Source organism: Actinoplanes sp. ATCC 53533 (assembly GCF_003947245.1).
This window is the reverse complement of record NZ_QHHV01000027.1, coordinates 1-18,681: the sequence shown is the minus strand read 5'-3', so window position 1 is coordinate 18,681 and position 18,681 is coordinate 1. Positions and strand designations below refer to the sequence as shown.

Genomic DNA, 18,681 nt, shown 5'->3' with positions numbered 1-18,681 from the left:
GCGGCGGCTACCTCTCCATGGTCTGCCGGTAGGACGCGTCCGCGACGTCCGGGTGCGGATGGTGACGCAGCCGGCGCAGCGTCTCCTGACATGGTTCGCTCCAGCGCTGCGCCTTGCCGGCGGCGGCGACCAGGGCCAGCGCGAACAGCCCGCCGGCCAGGTCGGTGCGGTCCGCGAGCTGCCGGGCCGCGGCCAGCACGTCCTCGAGCTCGTCGGCGGACACCCGGGAGTCGGCGAGTTGCCCGGCGAGGCGCACGGCGAGGGCCGGGCGGGCGGCGACGAGGTCGGCGACCTCGGCGAGCGGCGCCGGGTGCGGACCGGCCAGCGCGGTGAGCAGTTCGGCCCCGTCGCCGAGGAACGCCGGGTGGGACGCGAGCTTGCGGGCGGCTTCGCGGACGGGCTCCGGGTCAGCCCTCCGCACGGCCCGCGCCCATTGCGACGCGTCGCCCACGATCCGGTTCAGGCAGCGGCGGGCGGGACGGTCGCGGTCCGGGGTGCCGGGCTCCGGGTCCTCCCGGTCGCGGACGACGAGCCGGTCGAAGAGCGGTTCCAGGGCGCTGCGGCCGGGGTCCACCGGGTGGTCCAGCAGGGCTTCGACGAGCGACGCCAGGGCGGGGACCGGCCAGTAGGCCCGCGGACCGGTGAAGTCCGGGTCGGCGAGCGCCGCGACGACCAGGCCGGCGGCGTCGGGCACCCAGCGGATCCACTTCGGGAGCTGGCAGAACGCGTCCTGCGAAAGCTGCCGGTGTGGGCTCGCGCAGACAGTGACGACGAGCGACGCGAAGCGGCGGCAGTCGGGCTCGCTCAGTTCCTGGGCGGAGACGGCGAGCAGGGCCAGGACTTCCGCGCGGGCCGCGGAGCTCGCAGCCTCGGTGAAGATCTCCCACGCGATCGGCGACGGCGACGGTCTCCGGAGCGCCGCGATGACGACGGCCCGCACGTCCGGGTGGGCGCCGGGGGTGTGCCACACCTCGGCGAGCAGTTCCTCGGACTCCGGCGGGCCGTACCTGGTGAGAATCCGGACCGCGGCCTTGCGGCTGGTCACCCCGATCGGGGACGACGGCGGCGCGAGCAGGACGCCGCGCAGGAGGGCGAGCAGGGCGGGGGCGCTCACGAAGCGGGCCGCGCGGTCGGCGGCGGGCAGGGCTATCCGGGCGCGCTCCCCACCCGCGTAACCGAGCAGCACCGGCAGCGCCTCGTCGGGCCGGTCGGTCCAGGCCAGCGCGCCCAGCGCCGCTTCCGCGATGGGGACCTCGGGCGCGTCGAGGAATCCGGCGAGCAACTCGCGGCCGGCCACCGGGACCCGGGCGAGGTTCTTCAGCGCCGCCTTGCGGGGACCCTGCTCCAGGTCGGTGTCCGCGGCGACGGCAGCGAGGGTTTCGGCGTAGGCGCGCTGCTGCCGGGGCGTCCACCGCCGGATGTGTGAGGGCGGCCCGACCAGGGTGGGCTCAGCCAGGGTGGGATCGAGCAGGGTGGTGCTGTAGCCGGTCACCTCCCGCCACACCGGTGCGAGGCGCGCGGCCGAGGGGTCCGCGCGCAGCAGCTCGGCGGCCCGCGCGGCCCGCGTGCGGGGGTCGTCGAGCCACAGCTTCACGGCTTTTTCCCGGACGTCGGCCGGGCCGGCGGGAGCGGTCGCGCGGTGCAGCAGGTCCTGCAGCTCGGGCACGTGGCGGGCCCGGACCTCCAGCAGGCGGGCGAGGCTGAACAACTCGTCGGTGTCGGCCGTGATCCGTTTGCGCAGCGCCGCGGTGATGAGGTGCTCCTGGCCGGGGCGCAGCGGGGTGTCGAGGCACCACGGGATCGGCAGCCGGGCGATCATGCCCAGCGCCCACCGGGCCAACTCGTCACCGTCACCGGGGCCGGTGTCGCGGGCGGCCAGGGCCGCGTAGGCCAGCTCGACCAGCGCTTCCCGGTTGCGCGGGGAGAAGTCCCGGGCCTCGATCGAGGCGTCGGTGATCGCCGTCAGCATGGGCGCCGCCGCCGGGACCAGCTGCGGGATCAGCGCGCGCAGCGCCTCCAGCATGGGAAACCGCACCGCCTCGCGCTCGTTGCGCAACCGGAGCAGCCGCCGCAGCACGTCCGGCAGCGCGGCGGGCTCACGCCGGGCGACCCCGACCATCCACCGGTACGCCTCTCCGCGCGAGTACGGGATCGGGTCGCGCGCGGCCCGGTCGAGCACCGGCAGCGCCTCGGCTGCCGGCAGATATCGACTCCACCGCAGCGTGGCGTGCTCATCGGCGGCGATCTGCGGCAGCGCCAGCACCCGGCGCACCTCGCGCAGCCGGGTGCGCTCCGGCAGCAGCTCGACCCGCCCCTCCCACGGAACATCCTCCCCCGGCCTGGCGGCGTAGACCTCCTCGCGCCGGTCCGGCGGCAGCAGCTCCAGGATGCCGGCGTTGAACGCGTCGAGGGCGACCAGGTCATCGACGCCGAGCGTGCGGAGGTGCGGCAGCACCCGGAAGGTCAGGTGACGCCAGGCGTCGGCCGGGCCCCGGGCGATGACGAGCGCCGCCACCCGCGCCGGGAACCGGGCGGCGAGCGGAGCCAGGTCGATGTCGGGCAGGGAGCCGGGCGCGTGCCGCTCCAGCAGGTCGAGCACCCGCTCCGGCTCGGCACGGGCGCACGCCCTGACCGGCGCCACGAATGCGGACCAGTCCGGCCTCGTCATGGCCGCCAGGCGGTCGCCCACCCAGTCCAGGACGACGGCGCCGTGCCGCCGGGCGAGGACCTTCCAGGAGCCGACCGAGCCCGCCAGGTCCGGCAGCAGCCGCGCGACGGTCTCCGGAGTGCAGGCCGCGAGCACGACCACCGCCTCACGGTCGCCGTAGCGGTCGCGGACCAGGTCGATCACCGCGTCGCCGGAGCCGGGCCGCTTGCGCAGCAGACGCAGGATCAGGTGGCGCAGTACGGGCGGGGCGTCGGCCAGCAGCTCCCCGGCCGTCGCCCAGCCGAGCCGGTGCGCTTGTCGCGCCGCTTCCGCGCGTACCGAAGGGTCCGGGTCTCGCAAGGCCCGGACCACGACCGGGCGTGAGCCGAACGCTGCCGCCGCGGTGACCGCCAGGTGTCGCTCGTAGGGTCCGCCCGCCGCGAGCTCGGCGATCCGAGCCCCGGGATCGTCCTGCTCGCGCAGCCTGCGCAGCAAGGCGGAGATCCGCTTCGGGTACGGCACCGGGTCGAGCTCGTCGGACAGCACCCGCGGATTGTGCCGCACCACCGCAATCTCCGTCTTTTGGCCGACCCGGGCGCCGGAGGATCCGGCCCGCGGCCCGATCTGCGCGGCCCGCCGGGTGCCTAGGCTCCCGGAAGTGATGATCAACCGGTACGCGGCCGTGGCGGCGCCCGTGGGCGGACTGCTGCTCGGGGTTCTCGACTTCTTGTGGATCAAGTACGTCCCGTTTCCGTTCGGCGGGCTGGGCAACTCGCTGGCGGTGTGGGCGGTGGCGGGCTTCCTGTGCACGTACTGGTCGCGGTGGGGCTGGGCGCGGGGCGTCACCGCGGCGGTCGTCATGCTGGTCGTCGCCGTGCCGAGCTACTACCTGGCGGCGATGGTGATCCAGCACGACGACGCGTCGAACATGTACAACACGGTGGCCCTGATGTGGATGGGGTTCGCGGTGATCGCCGGAGTCGTTTTCGGCGCGGCCGGGATCGCCGCGCGGGCGCCGGGGCGCTGGCGGACCGCGGCGCAGGCCATGCCGGCCGCCGTGATGTTCGCCGAGGCCGCGCTGGTCAGCCGCCGGATCGGTGCCGACGGCCGCGGGCTGGACCCGCTGTGGGCGGCGCTCCTCGACGTCGCGCTCGGCGTGCTCCTCACGGTCCTGGTCGCGGCCACCTGGCGGCAGCGCCTGGTCGCGCTGCTGCTGGCCGTACCCCTGGGGGTGGTGGGTTTCGGCCTGATGGCCGCCGCCCGGTTCGGGTGACCGGACGGCGGGCCGGTCAGCGCACCCGGCAGGAGGTGGTGGTGGTCGCGGCCGGGTCGCTCTCCGAGGTGACGGTGACCGCGACCTTGGTGCCGCGCGGGCCGCCGGCGGCCCGCTTGGCGTAGACCTCCACCGCCGCGGTGCGCCCGCCGGCCACGTCGGTGACCGCGCGGGGCAGCCACGACGTCCACCCCGCGCCCGCCGAGGCCGACACCCGGTAGACGTCGGAGCCGCGGCCGGTGTTGCGTACCGGAATCGTGCAGCGCGCCCAGCCGGAGCTGGCCGCGTCCGCACTCGCCGATCTGGCCGACACGCCGCGGCGGTGCGGCCCGGCGCCGTCGAGCGAACGGACCGCGACCGTGTACGACAGCACGCCCGCCCGGTCCCGCTTGGTGTCCAGCACGTAGAAGTGCAGCCGGTTGGCCGCGTCGACGTATTCGTATTCGCTGCCCGAGTCGGTGCCGGCGTGGAACAGCGCGTCGGAGAGCTGCCGGTAGTCGCCGATGGTCATCTTCTGCGGCGTGCCGTCCGGCAGGACGAAGTCGACCTTGTCGATGTCCTGCGGGTTGGCGTCGACGGTCCAGATGAACGGCGCCGCGTCCGCGTTCTTGGTCTTGGCCAGCAGCACCCCGGAGTCGGGGGTGAACGAGTCGAAGCCCATCCGGTCGACCACCTCCAGGGTGTAGTTGTCGTAGCGGCCGCCGTCGCAGTAGGGGTCCGCGTTCACGTCGCAGGCCGGGCTCCGGTCGCCACCGTCCAGCGTCACGTTGATCCCGGCCAGCCCGCGGTCGACCGCGCGGGCCGTCACCTTGGACACCACCACGCCCGACTCCGCCAGCCCGGCCCGGGACAGGCGCAGCACCGCGTCCTCGTCGACGATGCCGAGCTTGAGCTTGTTGCGCAGCATGTGCTGCGCGCCCATGGACGAGCCGGCCGTGCCCGGGATGAGCCAGCGGCTGTGCGGGCCGCCGGGCCCGTTGAACGTGCCGCGGCTGAGCATCTCCCACGGCCCGCTGTAGTCGCGGCGCGCGGGCACCGAGTACGGGTTGTTGTAGTTGTCCCCCACGCCCAGGATGTGGCTGAACTCGTGGGCGTAGGTGGACATCCCGGAGCTCTCCGCCTGCACCGAGCTGCCGCTGGTGGCGTTGGGCCAGATGGTCGACGAGGCCTGCCAGGAGGTCCATTCGACGTAGCGGGTCGCGTTCCAGTTGGGCAGCGCGTCGTCCGGCGGCCCGAACGGCTCGGAGACGTCCTCCTTGGTGGTGAACTTCATCTGGCCGAACTCCTGCCAGGTGGACGACTCGTCCTGCCCGGCCGCGAGGAAGAAGACGAAGTCATACCGGCCGGCGACCTCGGCGCCGACGGCGGCGATCCAAGCGGCGCGGGCATCGGTACGCAGGTCCCGGCCGCACGTGTCACCGGACGGGCAGCCGAGTCCGCGCTGCATCGAGTTCTCGATGCCGTACTCGTGGCTCTTGGCCGGCATCTGGTAGACGCCGAACGGGTCCAGCCCGATGCCGTAGCGCCCGCCGGAGTCCTCCATCCAGTATTCGTGGATGGTGTGGCCCTGGTTGAGCGGGCCGGGCTTGTTCAGGAAGTCGGCGTAGAACGCGGGAACGTCGGCGCGCGGCAGGTCGTGCACGGTAGCGGGGTTGCCGAAGACAGTGGAGCTGGCGGGCTGGGTCACCACGAAGGGCTGGTTCCCGAAGTCGAGGAGCACGAGGGCACCCCGGAAGTTGCGGACCGAGCCCGGCACCGCCGGATCGGCCCAGTTCGTGCCCGGCACAGGCCGGTAGTCGTCCCAGGTCATCGTGTCCGGCAGCTCGTAGTTCTGCGGGTCGACCGGGCGCGGGGCGCCGGCGGCGAAACTTCGGGCCGCGGGCTGGTTCCGCTGCCAGGGCTGGGTCTGCGGCCAGTGCCGCATCCGCCAGGGGTGGTCCGGGTCGGGGGCCGGCGCCGCGGCGGCCGGCGTCGGCGTCAACGCGGCGGCCAGCACCAGCAGCACCGCGGAAAGGGCCGGAACAACGGATCTCCGCACGGTCACTCACCCAAGTGATAGAAGATGCTCGATCGCTTGACCTCGTCATCCTGACAGTTTCAGCGGGGCCGATCAATCCCCCCGGTAGTACGCTGCGGCCATGACCGCTGCGGACACGCATACCGCCTTTCGCACCTGCCCCCTGTGCGAGGCGGCCTGCGGCCTCGAACTGACCGTGCGCGACGACCGGATCGTCGCCGCGCGCGGCGACCGGGAGCACGTGTTCAGCCACGGCTTCATCTGCCCGAAGGGCGCCACGTTCGGCGAGCTGGCAGCCGATCCGGACCGGCTGCGACGCCCCCTGGTGCGGCGCGACGGCCGGCACGAGGAGGTCAGCTGGGACGAGGCGTTCCGCGTCATCGAGCAGGGGCTGCGCCCGATCATCGAGCGGCACGGCCCGAACGCCGTCGCCGTGTACGCCGGCAACCCGAACGTGCACACGATGGCGGGCGGGCTCTACCTCACGCCGCTGCTGCGCACCCTCGGCAGCCGCAACATCTTCTCCGCGAGCACCGTCGACCAGATGCCCAAGCACGTGGCGTGCGGCTACCTCTACGGCAACCCGCTGACCATCCCGGTGCCGGATCTCGACCGGACGGATCTGCTGCTCGTGCTGGGCGCCAACCCGTGGGAGTCCAACGGGAGCCTCGCCACCGCCGCCGACTTCCCGGGACGGCTCAAGGCCATCCAGGCCCGCGGCGGCAGGTTCGTGGTGGTCGACCCGCGCCGCACCCGGACAGCCGAGCACGCCGACGAGCACCTGTTCATCCGGCCGGGCACCGACGCCTACCTGCTCTTCGGGATCGTCCACACGCTGTTCGCCGAGGGCCTGGTCGAGCTGGGCGACCTCGACGGGCACGTCACCGGCGTCCACGAGGTCCGCGAGCTGGCCCAGGCTTTCGCCCCCGAGCGGGTGAGCGCGGCCTGCGCCGTGCCGGCGGAGCGGATCCGCGGCCTCGCGCGGGAGCTCGCCGCCGCGCCCACCGCCGCGGTCTACGGCCGGATCGGCACCTGCACCGTCGAATTCGGCACGCTGACCAGCTGGCTCGTCGACGTGGTCAACGTGCTCACCGGCAACCTCGACCGGCCGGGCGGCGTCATGTTCCCCCTCGCCGCGCACCTGCGGCCCCGGACGCGGGCGGGCGGCAAGGGGTTCCGGGTCGGGCGCTGGCACAGCCGGGTCCGGGGGCTGCCGGAGGTCAAGGGCGAGCTGCCCGTGGCCACCCTCGCCGACGAGATCGAGACGCCCGGCGACGAGCAGGTCAGGGCCTTCATCACGGTGGCCGGCAACCCGGTGCTGTCCACACCGAACAGCGACCGGCTGGACAAGGCGCTCGGCGGGCTGGAGTTCATGGTCAGCGTTGACCCGTACCTCAACGAGACCACCCGGCACGCCGACGTCGTGCTGCCGCCGACCGATCCCGCCCGCAAGGGGCACTACGACTTCTCGTTCCTGGCGCTCGCGGTGCGCAACTTCGCCGCGTACTCCCCGCCGGTGCTGCCGGCGGAGCCGGAGAGCCTGGACGAGTGCGACATCCTCGCCCGGCTCACGCTCATCGCCGCCGGCCAGGGCGCCGGCACCGACCCGGCGGTGCTGCACGAGCAGCTGCTCGACCAGGCGCTGCAGCGGGTGGCCACCGCGGCGGAGACCCCGGTGGCCGCGCTGCGGGCGCTGGTCAGCGGGGACAACCCGGCCGAGCGGCTGCTCGACGTGCTGCTGCGCACCGGGGCGTACGGTGACCTGTTCGGCGCCCGCCCGGACGGCCTGTCGCTGGACCGGCTGCTGGCAAACCAGCACGGTGTCGACCTCGGGCCGCTGGCGCCCCGCCTCCCCGGGCTGCTGCAGACGCCGAGCGGCACGGTGGAGCTGTACGCCGAGCCGATCGCCGCCGACGTCGAGCGGCTGCGTACGGCCCTCGGCCGCGACCAGGACGACCTCGTCCTGATCGGCCGGCGGCACCTGCGGTCCAACAACAGCTGGATGCACAACGTGCCCGCCCTGGTGAAGGGGCGCGACCGGTGCACCCTGCAGGTCAGCCCGGTCGACGCGGCCCGGCTCACCCTGGTCGACGGCGGCGACGCCCGGGTGACGTCGCGGGCCGGCAGCGTCTCGGCGCGGGTCGAGGTCACCGACCGGGTCATGCCCGGGGTCGTCAGCCTGCCGCACGGCTGGGGGCACGACCTGCCCGGCACCCGGATGTCGGTGGCCGCGGCCCATCCCGGGGTGAACAGCAACGTGCTCACCGACGAGTTCGCGATCGACCGGCTCTCCGGCAACAGCGTGCTCAACGGCATCCCGGTGGAGGTGAAGGCGGAAATCGCCGTTCCCGACCGGCGCACCGAGCGGCTCACTTAGAGTCGGTCAGGGGAGCCTGACATGGGGGTGCGTGGTGTCCGATCCGATCTGGAGTGAACCGGACAAGGTGCTCGACACCTACGTCGCGCAGATCGACCGCCTCACCGAGCCGGTGGACCCTGGGGTCCAGCTCAGCCTCACGGTGCACGGCCTGCTGGTCAGCGGCGAGCTGATCCCGCAGTGGCAGTGGTTCGCCGAGGTCAGCGCGATGACCAACCACGAGGACGCCTTCTACACCGGCATGGCCGAGCACGTGAAGGAGCAGTCCGACCTCGCCCACGACGCGGTCAAGGTCCGCGACACCGGCGGCGAGGTGAGCCACCGGCAGTACACCGCGCTGATGGCGGCGACGAAGTACATCCACCTGCGCAACGCGCGGATCCACTCGCCCGACCACGCGGGCCGCGGCGGCTGCCTCTGGCGCGGCCGGCTGTGCGACGTCTCGGGCTGGACGCCCGGCGACTCCTCCGACTAGCCCGGCCACACTTCAGGCAGCCACGGTGACCGAAGGCTCTCGAGGAACGCCGAACTCCTCGATCAGACCGATGAGCGCCTCGCGGAGGTCTTCCAGCGCGGCTTCCTCGGTGTCGCCCCCGCCGTGCGCACCCACACCTGGACGCAGTTGGGCGTGAGCGCACCACACACGCGAGGCGTGCCTTAACTTCTTGCTGTGAGCCAAACGAGTGCATGCTGGGCGGGCGCATGATGCTTCGCTGGCACCTCGCTGGCGAGGGGAAGGATGTCGACAACGACCACGGCGTCGTGTCCGATGATCTGGCAGGCGGTTCGAATCGCGTGTTCCAACTGGTCGCGTCGCATCAGCTCGCCAGCCCGAGAACATCGGCTCGCTCTGCCTGTGTGAGCAGGCCACGCATGGGTGAAACCTCGCGCATCTCGACCGAGTCCGGATCAAGACCGGTCATCACTCGGTGCAGCCTTGACAGGTCGCCATCGTCGATCAGGCGTTGCCATCGGTCGAGATTTCGAAGGTGGGGCTGCCCGCGTGTGCCTTCCCGTAGCCGTTCGAGGTTGGACAGCATGGTGGGACGCCACTCACTGAAAGTCGCGGCTGTCAGGTGACCCGATAGCCGGCGGTGAAGCTCCCAAGATCGCTTCGGTGAGCGGCCGAGTTCCTGCCGGACCGGACGTCGGACGACCTCCAAGCGATACCCCATGCACGAAAGCAGCCGATCGAGCATGCCGTCACTGAGGTGTCCGCGCCCGGATAGGTACTGGCTATAGTGACACCCGGGCTCGGAGTCGCGTTGGCGCTCCAGCCATGATCACAACGGCGGCGGACTCTCGGCCGGCGCGAATTCTCACCCCGCGGGCCGTTCAGTGCGGGTGGGGTTGCCGCGGACGAGATCGTCGTGGATGCGCCAGCGGCCCGTGACCACCTCCCGGCCCCCGGCCCGGTCCTGCCGCACCAGGCGGGCGCGGATCCGCTCCAGGGCGAGACGCCGGTTCTGGCTGAACTGGCGCTCGGTGTCGACCACGACGACGATGCCCGAGGGCCGGTGGGTGGCCCGCACCGCCGTGCTGGCCTTGTTCCGGTGCTGCCCGCCGGGGCCGCCGGTGCGGCACGCGACGACGTCGACGTCCGCTTCCGCGAAAACCGTGTGTGGCGCGCCGACCTGGCACGGCTCGGCGATGACGTACCAGTTCTTGCGGCCGGCGCTCGCCCGGTAGGGGCTGGGCGCCTGCCAGCACAGGGTGCCGGTCCACGAGCCGGCGTACGCGGTGGCGCCCGCGCCGGAGAGCCGCACCAGGACCGACCGGTAGGTGCCCGGCAGGTCGCCGGCGACGGTCTCGACCCGGTGGGTGGTCACGCCCTGCCCGGCGGCGCCGTCCTCCAGGCGGCGCAGCAGCTGGGCGACCGCCCAGGTGCACTCCCGCGGGCCGCGACCGGCCGACAGCAGCAGGTGGACGCGGTCCGGCGGCGTGCTCACGACCGGCCCCGGCCGCGGCGGTGGTCCCGGCGTTCCCGCGCCGGCGCGGAGGACAGGCCGGCCGTCTTGTACGTGACCACCGGCACCGTCGTGACCACGGGCGTCGCCAGGCCGTGCCCGACGAGGTCGCCGATCACCTGCTCGATCCGCTTGTAGGCCGTCGGCGCCTCCTCGAAGAGCAGTTGCCGGTCGCCGCACACCACGAGCGACCCCACCGGCGTACGGCGCAACTCCTCGACCGTGTGCTTGGCCCGGCCCCGCACCAGGGCGTCCGCGCGGGACATCTTGCGGCCCGCGCCGTGCGCCACGGAGTAGTTGGCCTCCGGCCCGGCGTGCGCCGCCACCAGGTACGACGGGGTGCCCCGGGTGCCGGCGATCAGGACGTCGCGGCCGTCGCCCCGGGCCGCGCCCTTGCGGTGCAGGTATCCCCCGTCGTGAAGTTCGGCCAGGTTGTGGCACTCGTCGACGATCGGTTCGGTGGGCTCGGCGCCCAGGGCGAGCGCGACCCGGGCGGCCATGAGCCGGCGGTTGAGCGAGCCCCAGCGCACGGCCTCGTCGTGGCGGGCCAGGTAGGCCGCCGGGTCGGCGGCGGGACCGGCGCCGTGCACCTCGGTGTGCGAGCGCAGGATGCGCTCGCCCAGGCCGCGGGAGCCGCTGTGCACGATCAGCACGAGGTCACCGGCGGCGAGCCCGAGCCGGGCCGCGTGGCCCGGGTCGAGGACGGTCCCCACCCGCGCCAGCTCCACGAAGTGGTTGCCGCGGCCGACCGTGCCCAGGCTCTCCCGGTGCCCGGCGGGGATGTCGGCGGCCACGAACTCCCAGGCCGGGTCGTCCGGCTCCGGGACCCGGTCGAGGTCGGGGAAGCGGCCGGCCAGGCGCTCGGGCACGGCGCGCTTGAGGCTGATGCCGAACACGGCGATGCCGCAGCCGATGTCGGATCCCACCAGATGCGGATACAGCACGGTCGAGGCCATGGCGGCGCCGATCGGGGCACCCTTGCCGGGGTGCAGGTCGGGCATGGCGGCGACGTGGATCATGCCGTCGAGGGCGGCCACCTGGTGGCACTGCGTGACGGCGTCGGACTCGATCCAGCTGCCGTCGGAGGCGAACACGGTGACGGTGGCGGACTTCTGCTGAGACAAGGATGTTCTCTTTCTGCGGACGAACAGCGGCCGCGACACGACGGCGCGGCGAGACGGGCGGTGCGGCACACCCGGCGGCGCGCGGGTCAGCGCGGCGGGTGGTTGGCTCGGCAAGGGTGCTGCCCGTCAGTACGTCATGGGGGCAGCTTGCTGGAGATCACCGGTCAACGGCAAGCGGTTTTCGGCCTACTATCCAACGATGGCGGACAGCGCGAACAAGACGACGGCGACCGACGGTGACGTCGGCGCGTTCCTCGACGGGATCGGCGACGACCAGCGGCGGCGCGACGCGAAGGCACTGGTCGAGGTCATGCGCGAGGTGACCGGGCAGCCCGCGGTGCTGTGGGGCTCGTCCATCGTCGGCTTCGGCTCCCACCACTACCGGTATGCCTCCGGCCGCGAGGGAGACATGCCCCCGGTCGGCTTCGCCCCCCGCGTGGCGCAGACGGTGCTCTACCTGTTCGGCGGCATGGACCAGTACGCGCCTCAGCTGGCGCGGCTCGGGCCGCACAAGACCGGCAAGGGCTGCCTCTATATCAAGCGGGTGGACCAGGCCGACCCCGACGCGCTCCGGGAGATCGTCGCCCGGTCGTACCAGCTGGGAAGCGGCTAGCCGAGCGGGACAGGCCCGCCCCACAGCCGCAGGAAGAGCACGCTGAGCACGTCCAGGATCATCAGCAGGAACGGGTAGCCGAGCGGGAAGAAGCAGAGCACCAGCAGGATCAGCACGCCGAGGTTCTTGTCCTCGAGCCAGAGCCGCATCTGCTGCGCGCCCGTGCCCGGCTGCCGCAGCGCCGACCACAGGATGCCGAAGCCGTCCAGCGGCGGGATCGGGATCAGCGCCAGCAGCCCGAAGGCCAGCAGCCCCACCGCCAGGCAGAGCAGCACCTGCTCGGCCATCGGCAGCGTGAAGCCGCGCAGCACGTCGGAGACGTTCAGCACCGACAGCAGGTTGTCCGGGAACGCGACCACGTAGGCGGCGAACAGCAGCTGCGAGACCAGGATGCAGGCCAGCGGCCCGGCGGCGAACACCGCCGCGGCGCGGCCCCGGCCGTACTGGCGGGGCACCTCGTCGACCGAGATCGGCTTGCCCCAGCCCATGCCGCCGACGGCCGCCGCGACCGCGCCGAACGGGTCGACGTCCTCGCGCGGGCGTGGCATCACCGGGTCATGGCGCGCGGTCAGGCGCAGCGCGCGCCCGGTGATCCGGATCGCGAGGGCCCGCAGCAGCAGGCCCAGCAGGAAGGCGACGACCAGCGCGACGAACGCGACCGGCTCGCCGAGGGCGAACAGCAAAGCTAGCCCCGTTCCGCCTTGGCGGCGATGACCTCGCGGGCGAGCTGCCGGTAGTTGCGGGCACCGGACGAGGCCGGATCCAGGCTGGTGATCGGCGCCCCGGCCACGGTGGACTCCGGGAACTTGACCGTCTTGGTGATCACCGTCTGGTAGACCTTGTCGCCGAACGCCTCCACCACGCGCTGCAGCACCTGGCGGCAGTGGGTGGTGCGGCTGTCGTACATGGTCGCCAGGATGCCCTCGAGCTCCAGGTCGAAGTTGAGCCGCTCGCGGACCTTGTCGATCGTGTCGAGCAGCAGGGCCACGCCGCGCAGGCTGAAGAACTCGCACTCCAGCGGGATGAGCACGCCGTGTGCGATGGTCAGCGCGTTGATCGCCAGCAGGCCCAGCGAGGGCTGGCAGTCGATCAGGATGAAGTCGTATTCCTTGCGCACGGTGCGCAGCACCCGCGCCAGCGCCATCTCCCGGGCGACCTCGTTGACCAGCTGGATCTCGGCGGCCGACAGGTCGATGTTGGCGGGCAGCAGGTGCAGGCCGGCCACGTCGGTCTTGATGATGACGTCCTCGGCGGTGACATCGTCCTGCATGAGCAGGTTGTAGATGCTCAGGTCGAGGTTGTGCGGGTTGACGCCGAGGCCGACCGAGCAGGCACCCTGCGGGTCGAAGTCCACGAGCAGCACCTTGCGGCCGTATTCGGCCAGGGCCGCGCCCAAGTTGATGGTCGTGGTGGTCTTGCCGACGCCACCCTTCTGGTTGGCGAGGGCGATGATCCGCGCCGGGCCGTGCCGGTCGGTGGGCATGGGCTCGGGGATCGGGCGGCGCATCGTGTAGGCCGTGGGGTCGGCCGGGCCGAGATCGGCGCCGAGGTCCAGGGAGCCCTGCTGGTCGCGCAAGGCATTGGTCCACGCCTCGGCGCGATCGTGGTTCCCGCTCATGTCCCTAGCCCCCTCTCGACCCGCAGCCGGAGCCGATGCCCGACTGTACGCCAAAAGCGCCGCCCGACCGGGGTCAGCCGTTCGGCGTGTCGCGTGGACTGACGCTCACCTTCTAACGAGCGCGCGGATGGGAGGTCGCGTACACCTCCCGGAGTCGGTCCACTGTCACCAGGGTGTAGACCTGTGTGGTCGTCACCGAGGCGTGCCCGAGCAGCTCCTGCACGACACGCACGTCGGCGCCGCCGTCGAGCAGATGCGTCGCGTAGGAATGCCGCAGCGTGTGCGGGGAGACGGCGTGCGGGCCCTCCACCGGCAGCCCGGCGGCCGCCGCGGCCCGGTGCAGGATCGTCCAGGCGCTCTGCCGCGACAGGGGTCCGCCGCGGGCGTTCAGGAAGACCGCTGGCGTGCCCCGCCCCTTGGCGACCAGTTCGGGGCGGCTCTGCACCAGGTAGGCCTCCAGCGCGACGCGGGCGTACCGGCCGAGCGGGATCAGCCGGGTCCGGCCGCCCTTGCCGCGCAGGGTGACCGCCGCGTCCGCGGCGAAGTCGAGATCATCGACGGCCAGCCCGACCGCCTCGGAGATCCGCGCGCCCGTGCCGTAGAGGAATTCCAGCAGCGCGGTGTCCCGCGGGGAGCCCGGGACGGCGAGCAGCCGGGAGACCTGGTCGACGTCGAGGGCCTTGGGCAGGCGCCTGGGCGGCGACGGCGGCTTCACCTCGCGGCTGACGTCGTGCGCCACGATCCCCTCCTGGGCGGCGAACCGGTGCAGGCCGCGTACCGCGCTCACGGCCCTGGCCGCCGACGCGGCCGACAGCGCCGGATGCTCGGGCGACCCCGCGCGCAGCCCGGCGAGATGCCCGGTGACCTGGGCCGCGGTGACGTCGGCGAGCTCGCCGACGCCGGCCGCGGCCAGGGTCTGCAGATACCGGTCCAGGTCCCGGCGGTACGAGGTCAGGGTGTTGCGGGACAGGCCGCGCTCGACCGTGAGGTGGTCGAGGTAGGTCCGCACCGCCCGGAGGAGAGCTGGTGAGCTCAGCTCAGGACCTCGGCCAGGGACAGCGCCTGCATGCCGTGCGCCTCGGCGACCGGCCCGTAGGTCACGTGCCCGGCATGGGTGTTGAGGCCCAGGGCCAGCGCGGGGTCGGCCTTGACGGCGTCGCGCCAGCCGCGGTTGGCCAGCTCCAGCGCGTACGGCAGGGTCACGTTGGTCAGCGCGTAGGTGCTGGTGTGCGGCACCGCGCCGGGCATGTTGGCCACGCAGTAGAACATCGACTCGTGCACCCGGTAGACCGGGTCCGCGTGCGTGGTGGGTCGCGAGTCCTCGAAGCAGCCGCCCTGGTCGATGGCGATGTCGACGAGCACGCTGCCCGGCTTCATCCGCGAGACCAGCTCGTTGGAGATCAGGTTCGGCGCCTTCGCGCCGGGCACCAGGACCGCGCCGATGACCAGGTCGGCGTCGATGACGGCCTTCTCGATCTCGTACGCGTTCGACGCGATGGTCTGCAGGTGGCCGCGGTAGTCGGCGTCGGCCGCCCGGAGCCGGGCGATGTTCTTGTCCAGCACCAGCACCTCGGCCTGCATGCCCAGCGCGATCGCCGCGGCGTTCATGCCGGAGACGCCGGCGCCGATGACGACGACCTTGGCCGCGTACACGCCGGGGACGCCGCCCATGAGCACGCCGCGGCCGCCGCCGGAGCGCATCAGGTGGTAGGAGCCGACCTGCGGGGCGAGCCGCCCGGCGACCTCGGACATCGGCGCGAGCAGCGGCAGCGAGCGGTCGGGCAGCTCGACGGTCTCGTACGCGATGCCGGTCACCTTGCGGTCGATGAGCGCGTCGGTGCACTCCTTCGACGCGGCGAGGTGCAGGTAGGTGAAGAGGACCTGACCCTCGCGCATCCGACCGTACTCCTCGGCGATCGGCTCCTTGACCTTGAGGATCAGGTCGCCGACGGCCCAGACGGCGTCGGGGCCGTCGAGGATCGTGGCACCGGCGGCGACGAAGTCGGCGTCGGCGATGGAGGAGCCGGCGCCCGCGCCGGCCTGCACGAAGACCTCGTGGCCGGCCCGGTTGAGTTCGAAGACCCCCGCGGGGGTGATCGCCACCCGGAACTCGTTGTTCTTGACTTCGCTCGGAATGCCGACCTTCATAGCCGACACCGTCCTTTCCGGGAGAGACGTCGATGGCTCATACCCGAGACGGGCTGCTTCGCAGATTACCGTCCCACCAAGTGGAAGATACTGCCGATCTGTTGCCTGAAGATCAAGAAGCGGGGACCGCCCGGTCAACACTGCCCCTTCGGCCAGCGTGACGGTGGTCACCCAGGCCGACGCCGACGGGTCGGCCCCGGCGCGGCCGAAGGTTTACCGTGGTCGATGGGACACCGGCAACCCCGGAGGAGGCGGATCACCCATGCCCGTCCATCTCAACCATACGATCCTGCACGCCAGCGACCAGCAGCGCTCCGCCGCGCACCTGACCGACCTGCTGGGCCTGCCGCAACCGACCCGGTACGGCCCTTTCCTCGTCGTCGAACTGGCCAACGGCGTCTCGCTGGACGTCCTCGCCGATACCGGAACCATTCGCCCCCAGCACTACGCCTTCCTGGTCACCGAGGAGGAGTTCGACGAGATCTTCGGGCGGATCGAGGCGCGCGGGCTGCCCTACTGGGCCGACCCGTTCCACCAGCAGCCCGGCCGGATCAACCACAACGACGGCGGCCGCGGGGTGTACTGGTCCGACCCCGACGACCACAGCCTGGAGATCATCACCCGGCCGTACGGCTCCGGCGGCTGACCACCGGCGCCGAGCCGCCCGTGGAACGGACCGCCTCGGCGGTCCGTTCCCCATCGCACTCAGGAAAGCGCCGGCGTGCCGGCCGGGCGCAGCGTCGCCCAGCCGTCCTCCCGCGCGCGGGCGGCGGCCAGCAGGCCGGCGACCGCCGCGGCGTTGGTGATCTCGCCGCGCAGCACCATGGCGACCGCCTCGTCGAGGTCGCGCCAGACGATCTCGATGTCGGCCTCCTCCTCGCGCCGCTCGTGCCGCTCCTGCTCGGGCACCGGGGTCAGCTCCCGGGCCAGGAAGATCCGGACCGTCTCGGCGCTGAAGCCGGGCGAGGTGTGCAGGTCGACGAGCAGGTCGAAGCGGGCGGCGTGGAGGTCCGCCTCCTCGGCCAGCTCGCGGGCCGCGGTGCGGACCAGGTCCTCACCCTCGACGTCGCGCAGCCCGGCCGGCAGCTCCCAGAGCCGCCCGCCGACCGCGTGCCGGTACTGCTTGATCAGCACGACCCGGTCGACGTCGTCCAACGCGACCACGACCACCGCGTTCTTGTTGACCACCACGTCGCGCCCCGCGGTGCCGCCGCCGGACATGGTGACCTGGTCGGAGTAGACCGTGAAGATCGGGCCCGCATACCGCTCGACCCGCGAAACGGTCTCGTGCGCGAAGGCTGTCATGACGCCGCGACCGCCGCCTTCTCGGGCTTGCCGGTCTCCGCCACCTCGACCGGCAGTTCGTCGGCGGCCGCATACTGCACGGAGGCCTTGACGAACGCCGCGAATAGCGGGTGCGCCCGGGTCGGGCGGCTCTTGAGCTCGGGGTGCGCCTGGGTGGCCACGAAGAACGGGTGCGTCTCGCGGTCCAGCTCGATGAACTCCACCAGCCGCCCGTCGGGCGAGGTGCCGGAGAACCTCAGCCCGGCCTTGGCCAGCCGGTCCCGGTAGGCGTTGTTGACCTCGTAGCGGTGCCTGTGCCGCTCGGAGATCTCGGTGCTCTCGTATGCCTCGGCCACCACCGAGCCCTCGGCCAGCGCCGCCGGGTAGGCGCCCAGGCGCATCGTGCCGCCCAGATCGCCCCGGCCCGCGACGATGTCCTGCTGATCGGCCATGGTGGAGATGACCGGGTGCGGTGCCTGCTCGTCGAACTCCAGCGAGTTGGCGCCCTCGAGGCCGGCCAGGTGGCGCGCGGCGTCGATGGTCATGCACTGCAGGCCGAGGCAGAGCCCCAGGATGGGGATGCCGTTCTCCCTCGCGTACCGGGAGGTGTTGATCTTGCCCTCGATCCCGCGGATGCCGAAGCCGCCGGGGATCACGATGCCGTCGACGCCCTTCAGGGCGGAGGCGGCGCCGGCCGGGGTGTCGCAGTCGTCGCTGGGCACCCAGCGCAGCTGCACCCGGGCGTGGTTGGCGAAGCCGGCCGCGCGGATCGCCTCGCTCACCGACAGGTACGCGTCCGGCAGGTCGACGTACTTGCCGACCAGCGCGACCGTGATCGTGCGCCGCGGGTGGTGCACCCGCTCCAGCAGGTCGTCCCAGCTGGACCAGTCCACGTCCCGGAAGGACAGCCCGAGCCGGCGGACCACGTACGCGTCCAGGCCCTCCCGGTGCAGCACCTTGGGGATGTCGTAGATGCTCGGCGCGTCCGGGCAGGCCACCACGGCCTCGCGGTCGACGTCGCAGTAGAGCGACAGCTTGTGCTTGAGCTTCTCCGGGATCTCCCGGTCGCTGCGGCAGACCAGCGCGTCCGGCTGGATACCGATGTTGCGCAGGGTGGCCACCGAGTGCTGGGTCGGCTTGGTCTTCAGCTCGCCCGACGGCGCCAGGTACGGCACCAGCGAGACGTGCAGGTAGAAGACGTGATCCCGGCCGATCTCGTGGCGCACCTGGCGGATCGCCTCCAGGAACGGCAGTGACTCCATGTCACCGACCGTGCCGCCGACCTCGGTGATCACCACGTCGGGTATCCGGCCGAACTCGTCGGGAGCGGCCATCGCGAAGATGCGCTCCTTGATCTCGTTCGTCACGTGCGGGATGACCTGCACGGTGTCGCCGAGATATTCGCCGCGGCGCTCCTTGGCGATGACGGCCGAGTAGATCTGGCCCGTGGTGACGTTCGCCTTCGCGGACAGCGCCCGGTCCAGGAACCGCTCGTAGTGCCCGACGTCGAGGTCCGTTTCCGCACCGTCCTCGGTCACGAAGACCTCGCCGTGCTGGAACGGGTTCATGGTGCCGGGGTCCACGTTGAGGTAGGGGTCGAGCTTCTGCATGAC

General features: G+C 72.5%; 16 protein-coding genes. 5 read left to right on the top strand and 11 right to left on the bottom strand.

Going from position 1 to position 18,681, the window contains the following annotated elements:
• Positions 1–7: 7 nt before the first annotated feature.
• Positions 8–3,214, bottom strand: coding sequence for a hypothetical protein (locus DMB66_RS10305; protein ID WP_125803812.1), 3,207 nt, complete (start codon positions 3,212–3,214; stop codon positions 8–10).
• A gap of 94 nt (positions 3,215–3,308) precedes the next feature.
• Here DMB66_RS10305 and DMB66_RS10300 point away from each other — a divergent pair, with 94 nt between their 5' ends.
• A complete protein-coding gene (locus DMB66_RS10300) occupies positions 3,309–3,920 on the top strand; it encodes a DUF6518 family protein (protein ID WP_233624455.1) in 612 nt (203 codons plus the stop codon).
• A 16-nt stretch (positions 3,921–3,936) separates the two neighbouring features.
• Here the strand turns inward: DMB66_RS10300 and DMB66_RS10295 are convergent, their stop codons facing one another.
• Entirely contained in the window at positions 3,937–5,958 is a 2,022-nt protein-coding gene (locus DMB66_RS10295) for a M6 family metalloprotease domain-containing protein (protein WP_233624453.1), read from the bottom strand.
• Positions 5,959–6,058: 100 nt separating this feature from the next.
• On the opposite strand from DMB66_RS10295, the gene DMB66_RS10290 reads away from it, so the two are divergent.
• Together DMB66_RS10290 and DMB66_RS10285 are read left to right on the top strand one after the other, a co-directional pair.
• Positions 6,059–8,314 (top strand): molybdopterin oxidoreductase family protein, encoded by a 2,256-nt coding sequence (locus DMB66_RS10290; protein ID WP_125803810.1) that lies wholly within the window; start codon positions 6,059–6,061, stop codon positions 8,312–8,314.
• A 34-nt stretch (positions 8,315–8,348) separates the two neighbouring features.
• A complete protein-coding gene (locus DMB66_RS10285; RefSeq protein WP_233624452.1) occupies positions 8,349–8,789 on the top strand; it encodes a hypothetical protein in 441 nt (146 codons plus the stop codon).
• Positions 8,790–9,132: 343 nt separating this feature from the next.
• Here the strand turns inward: DMB66_RS10285 and DMB66_RS10275 are convergent, their stop codons facing one another.
• From DMB66_RS10275 to DMB66_RS10265, 3 genes are all read right to left on the bottom strand, one after another.
• Entirely contained in the window at positions 9,133–9,354 is a 222-nt protein-coding gene (locus DMB66_RS10275; RefSeq protein ID WP_125803807.1) for a hypothetical protein, read from the bottom strand.
• A 279-nt stretch (positions 9,355–9,633) separates the two neighbouring features.
• Entirely contained in the window at positions 9,634–10,263 is a 630-nt protein-coding gene (gene prfH / locus DMB66_RS10270) for a peptide chain release factor H (RefSeq protein WP_125803806.1), read from the bottom strand.
• A complete protein-coding gene (locus tag DMB66_RS10265) occupies positions 10,260–11,405 on the bottom strand; it encodes an RNA ligase RtcB family protein (protein WP_233624451.1) in 1,146 nt (381 codons plus the stop codon). The genes prfH and DMB66_RS10265 overlap by 4 nt, the downstream gene beginning before the upstream one ends.
• 199 nt (positions 11,406–11,604) lie before the next feature.
• Here DMB66_RS10265 and DMB66_RS10260 point away from each other — a divergent pair, with 199 nt between their 5' ends.
• Positions 11,605–12,018 (top strand): DUF1801 domain-containing protein, encoded by a 414-nt coding sequence (locus DMB66_RS10260; protein ID WP_125803805.1) that lies wholly within the window; start codon positions 11,605–11,607, stop codon positions 12,016–12,018.
• Here the strand turns inward: DMB66_RS10260 and DMB66_RS10255 are convergent.
• The 4 genes from DMB66_RS10255 to ald all read right to left on the bottom strand — a co-directional run bounded on the left by DMB66_RS10255 (position 12,015) and on the right by ald (position 15,784).
• The gene (locus DMB66_RS10255; RefSeq protein ID WP_125803804.1) at positions 12,015–12,701 is read right to left on the bottom strand and encodes a hypothetical protein; all 687 of its coding nucleotides are present in this window, start codon (positions 12,699–12,701) and stop codon (positions 12,015–12,017) included. The two genes, DMB66_RS10260 and DMB66_RS10255, sit on opposite strands and share 4 nt — an antisense overlap.
• A gap of 2 nt (positions 12,702–12,703) precedes the next feature.
• On the bottom strand, positions 12,704–13,636 hold the full coding sequence (locus DMB66_RS10250) for a ParA family protein (protein WP_125803803.1): 933 nt from the start codon (positions 13,634–13,636) through the stop codon (positions 12,704–12,706).
• A 112-nt stretch (positions 13,637–13,748) separates the two neighbouring features.
• A complete protein-coding gene (locus DMB66_RS10245; protein ID WP_125803822.1) occupies positions 13,749–14,672 on the bottom strand; it encodes a site-specific tyrosine recombinase XerD in 924 nt (307 codons plus the stop codon).
• On the bottom strand, positions 14,669–15,784 hold the full coding sequence (gene ald / locus DMB66_RS10240) for an alanine dehydrogenase (RefSeq protein WP_125803802.1): 1,116 nt from the start codon (positions 15,782–15,784) through the stop codon (positions 14,669–14,671). Before ald ends, DMB66_RS10245 begins: the two co-directional genes overlap by 4 nt.
• 262 nt (positions 15,785–16,046) lie before the next feature.
• Here ald and DMB66_RS10235 point away from each other — a divergent pair, with 262 nt between their 5' ends.
• Positions 16,047–16,430 carry a VOC family protein gene (locus DMB66_RS10235; protein ID WP_125803801.1) on the top strand — a complete coding sequence of 128 codons (384 nt, stop codon included), beginning with the start codon at positions 16,047–16,049 and terminating at the stop codon, positions 16,428–16,430.
• A 59-nt stretch (positions 16,431–16,489) separates the two neighbouring features.
• On the opposite strand, the gene DMB66_RS10230 is transcribed toward DMB66_RS10235, so the two are convergent.
• Both DMB66_RS10230 and DMB66_RS10225 read right to left on the bottom strand, forming a co-directional pair.
• Entirely contained in the window at positions 16,490–17,089 is a 600-nt protein-coding gene (locus DMB66_RS10230; RefSeq protein WP_125803800.1) for an NUDIX domain-containing protein, read from the bottom strand.
• Positions 17,086–18,681, bottom strand: a 1,596-nt coding sequence (locus DMB66_RS10225) for a CTP synthase (protein ID WP_125803799.1), incomplete at its 5' end; no start/stop codon positions are given. The genes DMB66_RS10230 and DMB66_RS10225, both read right to left, overlap by 4 nt.

Coding starts and splice junctions, on each gene's coding strand:
- DMB66_RS10300 (WP_233624455.1), top strand. CDS start 3,309: ATGATCAACCGGTACGCGGCCGTGGCGGCGCCCGTGGGCGGACTGCTG.
- DMB66_RS10290 (WP_125803810.1), top strand. CDS start 6,059: ATGACCGCTGCGGACACGCATACCGCCTTTCGCACCTGCCCCCTGTGC.
- DMB66_RS10275 (WP_125803807.1), bottom strand. CDS start 9,354: ATGCTGTCCAACCTCGAACGGCTACGGGAAGGCACACGCGGGCAGCCC.
- DMB66_RS10260 (WP_125803805.1), top strand. CDS start 11,605: ATGGCGGACAGCGCGAACAAGACGACGGCGACCGACGGTGACGTCGGC.
- DMB66_RS10250 (WP_125803803.1), bottom strand. CDS start 13,636: ATGAGCGGGAACCACGATCGCGCCGAGGCGTGGACCAATGCCTTGCGC.
- ald (WP_125803802.1), bottom strand. CDS start 15,784: ATGAAGGTCGGCATTCCGAGCGAAGTCAAGAACAACGAGTTCCGGGTG.
- DMB66_RS10235 (WP_125803801.1), top strand. CDS start 16,047: ATGCCCGTCCATCTCAACCATACGATCCTGCACGCCAGCGACCAGCAG.
- DMB66_RS10230 (WP_125803800.1), bottom strand. CDS start 17,089: ATGACAGCCTTCGCGCACGAGACCGTTTCGCGGGTCGAGCGGTATGCG.